Source organism: Streptomyces sp. SID14478 (assembly GCF_010548525.1).
In the GTDB taxonomy this organism is placed as follows: Bacteria; Actinomycetota; Actinomycetes; order Streptomycetales; family Streptomycetaceae; genus Streptomyces.
The window spans coordinates 1-8357 of sequence record NZ_JAAGMG010000957.1 but is presented as its reverse complement, the minus strand read 5'-3'; the positions used below and the strand labels follow the sequence as shown (position 1 = coordinate 8357).

Here is an 8357-nt window from a genome sequence, read left to right as displayed (position 1 = left end):
GCAGAGCCGGGCGAGCGCATCGCCGCCGAACAGGCCGATCAACGCGTCCCAGGCGATCGACGACAGCCACTGCACGGCGCCGGGTACGACGACGGCGCGCCCGAACGCCAGCCGCGCGAGCGGGAGTTGACCCGCCCCGGTGCGACTCCCCCAGGTGCCGAGGTACGCGGTGGGCACGGCGCCGAGCACGGTGCCCACGAGCACGGCCGCGAGCGCGGTCACGAAGTCCAGGCCGAGGACGACGCCGATGGTCCCGGTGAAGACGCCGCTCATCGTGAGGTTCGGCGCGAACCACACGGTGAACAGCCGTCCCGCGCCGCCGTACCGGTGGCTCTCGGGCACCGGGGCGATGCCGCGCGACTCGGGCCGCCAGTCGCCGGGCGCGGCGGGCGTACCGCCCTCGAAGGCAGCCGGGCGCGGCGGCCCGGGGGCATGGGTCTTCGTGGAAGCGTGCGGCATCGACATCGCTGACATCCCTCCGCCAGTGCTAACTGGTTCAGGTTCTACGGGTGTGATCTCAGCCCCGTCATATGTGCGGGGCACCCCGTGTCGGGTAGTACCGGAGCGAACCCTAGCCGCTCCTCCGTTACGGGTCGACGCCGCCCCCGGAAGGGGGCGTAGGCAGGCACTTCCTGTCGGACGAGAAGCGCCCGTGCCTTACCCTCGCGCCGTACGGTCCACATGTGCGAGGCGTCCGGGAGCGGTGCGGTGAAGACCATCGGGTTGATCGGCGGGATGAGCTGGGAGTCGACAGCGGAGTACTACCGCCTGCTCAACGAGCTGACGCGGGACCGGCTCGGCGGACTCCACTCGGCCCGTTGCGTGGTCTACTCCGTGGACTTCGCCGAGATCGAGCGGCTGCAGGCCCGCGGCGAATGGGTGCAGGCCGGGCAGATCCTCGCCGCTGCCGCGCGGAGCCTGGAGGCGGCCGGCGCCGACCTGCTGCTCCTGTGCACGAACACGATGCACAAGGTCGCCGACCAGATCCAGGCGGCCACCGCCGTGCCCCTGATCCATCTGGCCGACGCGACCGCCCGGGCCGTGCGCGCGGCCGGACTGCGCCGGGTCGGCCTGCTGGGCACCGCGTTCACGATGGAGCAGGACTTCTACCGCGGCCGCCTGGCGCAGGGCGGCCTCGACGTGCTCGTGCCCGATGACGCGGGGCGCGCGCTCGTGCACCGCGTCATCTACGAGGAGCTGTGCCTCGGGGTCGTACGGGACGCGTCCCGGGCAGCGTACCAGGAGGTCATCGACCGCCTCGTCGCGTCCGGCGCCGAGGGGATCGTGCTGGGCTGCACGGAGATCGAGCTGCTGATCGGCGCCGCGGACAGTCCCGTCGCCGTGTTTCCCACGGCGCGGCTGCACGCCGAGGCAGCCGTGCAGGCCGCTCTGGCCGACCCGACGTCCTGAAGGGCACGGCTCGTCTCAGGACGCCGGCTCCCCCAGTTCGTCCAGGGGCAGCACGCCGCAGGCCGCGACCGCGTCCGCGAGGCGGCCGTGGCTGCCGCCCGACAGGCCGTCGGCTCCCGCCAAGGCCAGCGCGGGTCCCGCGACGGTGCCGGGGACCACGGCGAGGAAGCTCTCGCCCCGCAGCGTCCGCGTCATCGTCTCGACGAACTGGCGGGCGCCCGCGGGGTCGCAGTGCGCGGCCCGCTCGAAGTCCACCACGAAGGCCCGCTGTCCGGTCCGCGCCATGCGCACCAGCAGGCCGCACAGCTGCGTCGCGGCGCCCCCGTCGAACACCCCGAGGACGTCCACGACCAGCACGCCCCCGACTTCCCAACGCGCCGGAAAACTCGCCCGCGCTCGCTCCATGCCGGACCTTTCAGCCATCGAGCCGCTCACCCGTCGCGGCCGGTACCGCTGCGCCTACCCCGCTCCGGGCAACCCACTCCGGAAGACGACCTCTCAGGTTTGACGGAGCCAGAAGTGGTCAGCAGCACAGGAATTGATCACGGGGAGGCACAGTGTTCTCACCTATCGGGCAGAACAGCCAGTGGGTCCGCACACGTACGGAGGCCGACGCGAAGGCCTACATCAAGGAGAAGCGGGCCGAGCAGGAGCGCTCCTCGGCCACGGGCACCGGCACCCTGGTCCTGACGGGGGTGATCGTGCTGCTCCTCGTCGGGTACGCCGTGTACTCCTGGCTCGCCTGACGGCTACGAGGACCGGCCCGGGTCCCGGGCCTCGGACCGCAGGCTCAGTACGAGGTCGCGGGGCAGGCCGTGCGTGTCGTGCAGGTAGTGGAGGTCCTCCTCGTCGAGGGTGCCCCGGAACCGGGGCCGGCCGAGGATCTTGCGTCCGCGCTCCAGCAGGGTGCCGAACCGGCGCTCCTCGTCGAGCAGGACCCGGCGCACCTCGTCCGGGTCGGCCGTCTGGCGGAAGTGGTCCAGGGTGTGCCGCACCAATTCCCGGGGCAGATCGCCGAGTTGCCGGGACGGGTCGTCGCGCCACAGTGTGGTGAGGGCCCGGCGCACCAAGCGGCGCAGGACGTATTCGCGGCCCGTGTTGCCGGGGCGCACGCCGTCCCCGATCACCACGACGGCCGAGCGCAGGTGGTCGCTGAGCAGGCGCTGCGACGGTTCGTCCAGGGGCCACAGTCCGGGCAGGAGCCGGCGCCACGGGGCGAACACGTCGCAGGCGAAGACCGAGTCGACGCCCTGGAGCAGGGCGAGGAGCCGTTCGAACCCGAGCCCGGTGTCGATGTTGCGTTGCGGCAGGGGCACCAACGAGCCGTCGTCCAGGCGGCGGTGACGCATCATCACGTGGTTCCACACCTCGACCCAGCGCTCGTCGCGGGTGGGTGTCGAGCGCGGCGGCGTGTCACCGGTCCACACGAAGATCTCCGAGTCCGGTCCGCAGGGGCCGGTCGGACCGTTGGACCACCAGTTGTCCTCGGTAGTGGGCTCGACGGGGACGCCGCGTCGCTGCCACACCTCCCACGAGTCGGTGTCCGGGCCGACGTGGTCGTCGCCGCCGAAGACCGTGGCGTGGATCAGGGCCGGGTCGATGCCGAGTCCCTCGGTGAGCAGGTCGTATCCCCACTCGAGGCTCTGCGGTCCCTCGTAGTCGCCGAGCGACCAGGTGCCGAGCATCTCGAAGACCGTCAGGTGGCTGGCGTCACCGACCTCGTCCAGGTCCGTGGTCCGCAGACAGCGCTGCACGTTGACCAGGCGCCGCCCCAGCGGATGCGGCCGACCCTCCAGACAGGGGGTGAGGGGGTGCATGCCGGAGGTGGTGAACAGGACGGGGTCGCCGGGCGGCGGCAGCAGGGTCGAGCCGGTGACGCGGCGGTGGCCGCGCTCCTCGTAGTACTCGACGAACGTGCGGATCGTGTCCTCGGTGGTCATGGTCCTCATCGCGGGTGGCTCCTTCGCGGGGTGCGGGCGGGCGCCGGACACAGGACCGCGGAGGGGGCTGCCACGAAAAGAATCCCTCGGCGGACCGTCTCCGGTCGCCGAGGGATGGGTCAAGTCGTCAGACGGCGGCAACCGGGGAGCTGGTCGCTCGCGCGGTTGCGGTGGTGCCGAGGCCGATGACGTTCATGTCCTCCACGCTAACGCGGCCCCGATCACGCCCGCACCCGGTTTTCCGGCACGGCCCGCTCCAGCACCGCGTAGGCAAGCACGGCGACGACGAGGCCGGTGACCGCGTCCGACAGCTGCGGGGCCCACCAGTGGGCGGCGGCCGCGGCCGCCGCGCCGATCGCCCAGGCCACGAAGGCGGTGGGGCGGATCGCCGCGGTGGGCCTGCGGTCCATGGCGCCGCGCCCGCCGCGGGCGAAGAGCTGGTCGGCGATGAGCACGCCGCCCAGCGGGGGCACGAACACGCTCAGCACGACCAGCCAGTCGAGGAAGTGGTCCCAGACTCCGGCGAGCGCGGCCAGCGTTCCGATGAGGCCGAGCACGATCGTCATGAGGCGCATCTTCGTGCCCGTGAGATGGGACCAGCCGAGCGCCCCGTTGTACAGGCAGTGGCTGCACACCGAGCCGAGGTTGACGAAGACGAACACGGCCGCGATGACGTTCAGGATCCCGGAGTGCTCGCCGGTCAGGATCGGCAGGAAGTCGCCGCCCGTGGTGCCCGCGGAGGCGATGGCGCCCGCCGCGACGACCAGGCCGCCGGTGATCTGGGCGACGAGGCTCGCGACGGGGAAGGCACTGATGGTGGCGAGGACGGCCTGGCGGCCGTTCTTGGACCAGCGGGTGAAGTCGGCGGTCATCGTGCCCGAGTCCGCGAACGTCGCCATGATCGTCGAGATCGCCGCGCCGAAGGTGAGCGTGGAGGCTCCGCCCACCCCGTCGTACGAGAAGACGGCGCCCATGTCGTGGTCGCGGGCCACGAGCACGAGGGCGATGACGCCTGCCACGATGAACAGCGGCGCCGCGACCGCGCCCAGCCACGACAGCGCCTTGATGCCGAGGTAGGTCAGGGCTATGAAGCCGAGGCCCGCAAGGACCGTGACGAGTCGTTCGTGCCAGCCGAACGAGGCGTGGAGCGTGGCGCCGGTGGCGCCGGTGTTGAACGCGAACCAGCCGACCACGATCGTGGCCAGGAACGCGGCGGCCACGACGTAGCCGCCGCGGCCGAACGTGCGCGAGGCCTGCAGCGAGAAGCTCTCACCGGTGGATCCCGCACGGTGGCTGAGGATCCCCACGTACAGGAGCATGACGAGGTTGGCGGCCAGGATGGCCGCGAGCCCACGCCAGAAGCCGAGCATGGCGACGACCACGCCGCCGGGGATGGCGTTGGTCAGGATCATCGGGAATCCGAACCAGACGGCCGAGACCGTGAGGAGTGACTTGCGTCGCTCGGCGGGTACCGGGCTGTGCTCGAACTCGTCGTCGAGTTCCCGGCTGTCCGCGGACGGGACCGGTTCCGCGGCGGAGTGAGGTGTGTTCATCGTGTGCGGTCTTCCGGGTGGGCGCTCGCGCGCGTCAGGAGGTGGGTCCGCCGAGCGCCTCGGCGAGAGCGGTGACCGCCTTGGTGAAGGCCTCCGCGGGCGGGTGCGTGATGCCGGCGCCGATCATGCCGATGCCGGCTTCCTTGTGGGCGATCGCCGTGTTGATGACCGGCAGGATCCCGGTGTCGATGACCTTGCGGACGTCGATGCCGGTGGGCAGTCCCTGGAAGTCGAGGGCGGGGATGGTGACGTTGGGGTTCTGCGCGGTGGTGATCTCACCCATGTCGCGGGTGTAGCCCATCGCGTCGGCGACGGTGCCGCCGACGAGGGCGACGATCGCGGGCGCCGCCGACATGGCGAACCCACCGAAGCCGTACGTCTCCGTGATGGCGCTGTCGCCGATGTCCAGACCGGAGTCCTCCGGCTTGTACCCGGCGAACATCGGGCCGATGACCTGCTGCGCAGGGCCGGTGAACCACTGGCCGGGCAGTCCGGCGACACGGATGCCGAACTCGACGCCGTTGCGGGCCATCGCCGTGACGACGGTCGAGTTCTCGATGCCGTTCGCCGCGTCGAGGGCGGCCTTCGCCATCGCCAGCCAGGTCGGGCCCGAGAAGTAGTCGGAGGACGCGACGAAGTCGAAGACCTCCTTCTTCTGCTCGGTGGTGAAGGACGACTGCAGCAGTCCGGGCGCGAGGGCCTGGAAGAGGAGGAGCGTGCCCGCGCCGTTGCGGTTGTGGCATTCGTCTCCCATGTGGAGCGCCTGCGAGAGCAGGAGGCGCAGGTCGACCGGGCCGGTGAACTCGACGGCTTCCTTGAGCATGGGACCGAAGACGTCCCGCATCCACACGAGGCGGTCGACGACGCTCCGGTCGTTGGCGCCCATCCGCAGGATCTTCGCCATCTGCTCGGACAGGTTGGTGTAGGCGAGGTTGCCGTGCGTCTCGTTCCTGAGGACGTGCATGTACATCGACGCGGAGGTGACGCCGGCCATCGAGCCGACCGTGTTCATCTCGTGGCACGGCTTGAAGGTGATGGCGCCGGACGCCGCCAGCCCGGCCGCCGCGTCCAGGTCCTCGGCAAGGCCCTCGAAGACGAGCGCGCCGGTGACGGCGCCCTTCATCGGGCCGTTCATCCGCTCCCAGGTGATGGGCGGGCCGGCGTGCAGGATCGTGGTCGCGGTCATGCCGGGCACGACGTCCAGGGCGCGCCCGAAGCCGATGAGCATCGGGCGGGCGGACATGATGCGCTCGACGGCCTCGGCGTTGGCGGCCTCGATCTTCTCCGCGAGCCCGGGTTCGTCGAGGACGTCGAGGGCGCGGGCGGCCTCGGGGTTGCCTCCGCCGGGCGGGGTCCACTCGAGGGTGGAGACCTTGGCGCCCTGGGCCTTGAGGTCGGCGTCGAACATGGCCAGGCCGACGTTGACGACGCTCAGCTCGCCGCCGAACAGGGCGGCGGCCGGGGTGGGTTCGGGGTGCTGCGGGGTGCTCATGCCTGTGCCTTCTTCGCGATCTCGCGGGCGTACCGGCCCGTCTCGGTGGAGCTGAGGGTGACCGTGACGCCGGCCGCGCGCAGGGCGGCGCTCTGGTCGGCGACGGACGGGGTGTCCAGGTCGGTGCCGAGGACGTAGGCGACGACCTCCAGGTGGCGGCCCGCCTCCTGGGCGAGGCGCCGGGCCTCCTCGATGGCGGGCAGCGTGGTGCCCACCGGGTCCTCGTGGGAGCCGAAGCCGAGGACGAAGTCCAGGACGAGGACGGCGACTTCGGGGTCCTTGGCCTCCTCGACGATGCGCTCGATGCGCAGCGCCGGGTCGATCATCGGGTGGGGGCGGCCGTTGGTGAAGTCGTCGTCGCCGAAGTCGAGGAAGGTGTGGCCGCGCGAGGCGGACCCCGCCGGGAGCCGGAAGTCGGCGTCCTTCTGGATGTTGCTCCACACGTCGAGCCCGGCGTCGCGCACCGCGTACATGGTCTCGTCGCACAGGGTGCCGCCGCAGAACAGGCCGCGTACGTACTTCTGGCCCTCGGCCAGGGAGGCGACGACGGTGGCGGCGGCGCTCCCGGCGTCCCACGTCTCGCCCGACCGCTGCTCGACGCCCGCGAGTTCGACGGCCTGCCGGGCGGCCTGGAGGCTGCCCGCGGCGAAGTGGGCGCCGGCGGCGGTGACCGCCGCCTCGGAGCCGTCGATGAACCAGACGACGACGGGCTTGCCCGCGGCGGCGACCTCGGCGAGCACCTTCTTCTCGACGGAGGGGGCCGGCGGCTTGGAGACGAGGACGATGACGTCGGTGGCGGGGTCGGCGGCCAGCGCGCGGATGCCGTCGACCATCATGATGCCGCCGACCTGCTCGGACAGGTCGCGGCCGCCGGTGCCGATGAGCTGGGAGATGCCGCCGCCGAGCGCGTGGACGCGCACGGACACCTCCTGCGAGCCGGTGCCGGAGGCGGCGATGATGCCGATGGAGCCGGGGCGGACCTTGTTGCCGAAGCACAGTGCGACGTTGTTGATGATCGCCGTGCCGCAGTCCGGGCCCATCATGAACAGGCCCTTGTCGTGGGCGAGTTCCTTGAGGGCGATCTCGTCCTCGACGGCGACGTTGTCGCTGAACATCATGACGTGCAGCCCGCTGTCGAGGGCCTTGCGCGCCTCGCGGGCGGCGTAGGCGCCGTTGACGGCGATGACGGCGAGGTTCGCGCCCTCGATGCCCTCGGTGGCGGAGGCCACGGTGCGGTAGGCGACCTCGCCGCCGACGCTGGACGCGGGGGCCTTGCGGGTGAGGAGGTCCTCGATCCCGGCGAGGAGCGCCGCGGTGTCGGCGCCGTCCTCGGCGACGAGCACGATCATGAGGTCGCCGCTCTCGGCGGCCCGCAGCTCGTCGGTGAGCAGGCCCAGGTTCTCCAGCACCCCCTTGTTCATCTCGGTGCCCATGGCGGTGAACGCCTGGTCCACCCCGTCCAGGGCGTTGGCCTTGGTCGAGACGGACATCAGGGACACGGAGTCGAAGTACGTGTTCTTCCGTACGACAGCTGTGGTGGTACTCACAGCGAACCTCGCAGTTCTTCTTCCAGGTGAAGTCCGGCGACGATGCCGGACAGGGTGTCGCTGCCCGAGGTGTGGCCGACGGCCAGCGCCTTGCGGACAGGAGCGTGCAGCTCCCACGACGGCCGGCTGTGCGCCAACTGTCGTAGTACGTCGATGAGTTCGCCGCGCGCCCGGCCTTCGGTCGCCTCGGCGAGTGTGGCGAGGGAGAGGTCCGTGGTGCGTGCGGGAAAGTCGGCGAGTACGGCGCGCAGGACCGGTACGAACCCGGTCGGCGCGCTGCCGGGGAGGGCGGCGACGAGGGCGAGGCCGGCCAGGAAGTCGTCGCCGGCGGGGGTGAGTCCGGGGCCGAGCCCGAGGAGCGCGAGGACGCCGCGGCGCTCCGCGTCCTCGTCGCCGCCGCGGATCGCGGCGGTCA

The 8357-nt window shown here is 71.6% G+C and carries 9 protein-coding genes and 1 riboswitch; of the genes, 2 read left to right on the top strand and 7 right to left on the bottom strand.

The features are described from left to right. On the bottom strand, positions 1–465 hold a 465-nt coding region (locus tag G3I40_RS31020), incomplete at its 3' end, for a cytosine permease (RefSeq protein WP_239092043.1). Then, positions 457–557: riboswitch (TPP riboswitch) on the bottom strand. (Overlaps the previous gene by 9 nt.) Before the next feature lie 151 nt (positions 558–708). Here G3I40_RS31020 and G3I40_RS31015 point away from each other — a divergent pair. Beyond that, positions 709–1410: an aspartate/glutamate racemase family protein gene (locus G3I40_RS31015; protein WP_164305946.1), complete on the top strand. Its 702-nt coding sequence runs from the start codon at positions 709–711 to the stop codon at positions 1408–1410. A gap of 15 nt (positions 1411–1425) precedes the next feature. Here the strand turns inward: G3I40_RS31015 and G3I40_RS31010 are convergent, their stop codons facing one another. Continuing rightward, positions 1426–1833 carry a hypothetical protein gene (locus G3I40_RS31010; RefSeq protein WP_164305945.1) on the bottom strand — a complete coding sequence of 136 codons (408 nt, stop codon included), beginning with the start codon at positions 1831–1833 and terminating at the stop codon, positions 1426–1428. 134 nt (positions 1834–1967) lie between these two features. Between G3I40_RS31010 and G3I40_RS31005 the strand changes: the two genes are divergently transcribed. Then, complete coding sequence (locus G3I40_RS31005; RefSeq protein WP_164305944.1) at positions 1968–2156, top strand: hypothetical protein; 189 nt, start codon at positions 1968–1970, stop codon at positions 2154–2156. Between the two features lie 3 nt (positions 2157–2159). On the opposite strand, the gene G3I40_RS31000 is transcribed toward G3I40_RS31005, so the two are convergent. The 5 genes from G3I40_RS31000 to G3I40_RS30980 all read right to left on the bottom strand — a co-directional run. Continuing rightward, complete coding sequence (locus G3I40_RS31000) at positions 2160–3350, bottom strand: alanine--tRNA ligase-related protein (protein ID WP_164305948.1); 1191 nt, start codon at positions 3348–3350, stop codon at positions 2160–2162. Between the two features lie 221 nt (positions 3351–3571). Then, the gene (locus G3I40_RS30995) at positions 3572–4903 is read right to left on the bottom strand and encodes a cytosine permease (RefSeq protein ID WP_164305943.1); all 1332 of its coding nucleotides are present in this window, start codon (positions 4901–4903) and stop codon (positions 3572–3574) included. Between the two features lie 34 nt (positions 4904–4937). Then, positions 4938–6395 carry a DUF1116 domain-containing protein gene (locus G3I40_RS30990; protein ID WP_164305942.1) on the bottom strand — a complete coding sequence of 486 codons (1458 nt, stop codon included), beginning with the start codon at positions 6393–6395 and terminating at the stop codon, positions 4938–4940. Further along, the gene (fdrA, locus tag G3I40_RS30985) at positions 6392–7942 is read right to left on the bottom strand and encodes an acyl-CoA synthetase FdrA (RefSeq protein WP_343245072.1); all 1551 of its coding nucleotides are present in this window, start codon (positions 7940–7942) and stop codon (positions 6392–6394) included. Before fdrA ends, G3I40_RS30990 begins: the two co-directional genes overlap by 4 nt. Further along, positions 7939–8357, bottom strand: a 419-nt coding sequence (locus G3I40_RS30980; protein ID WP_164305941.1) for a DUF2877 domain-containing protein, incomplete at its 5' end; no start/stop codon positions are given. The genes G3I40_RS30980 and fdrA, both read right to left, overlap by 4 nt.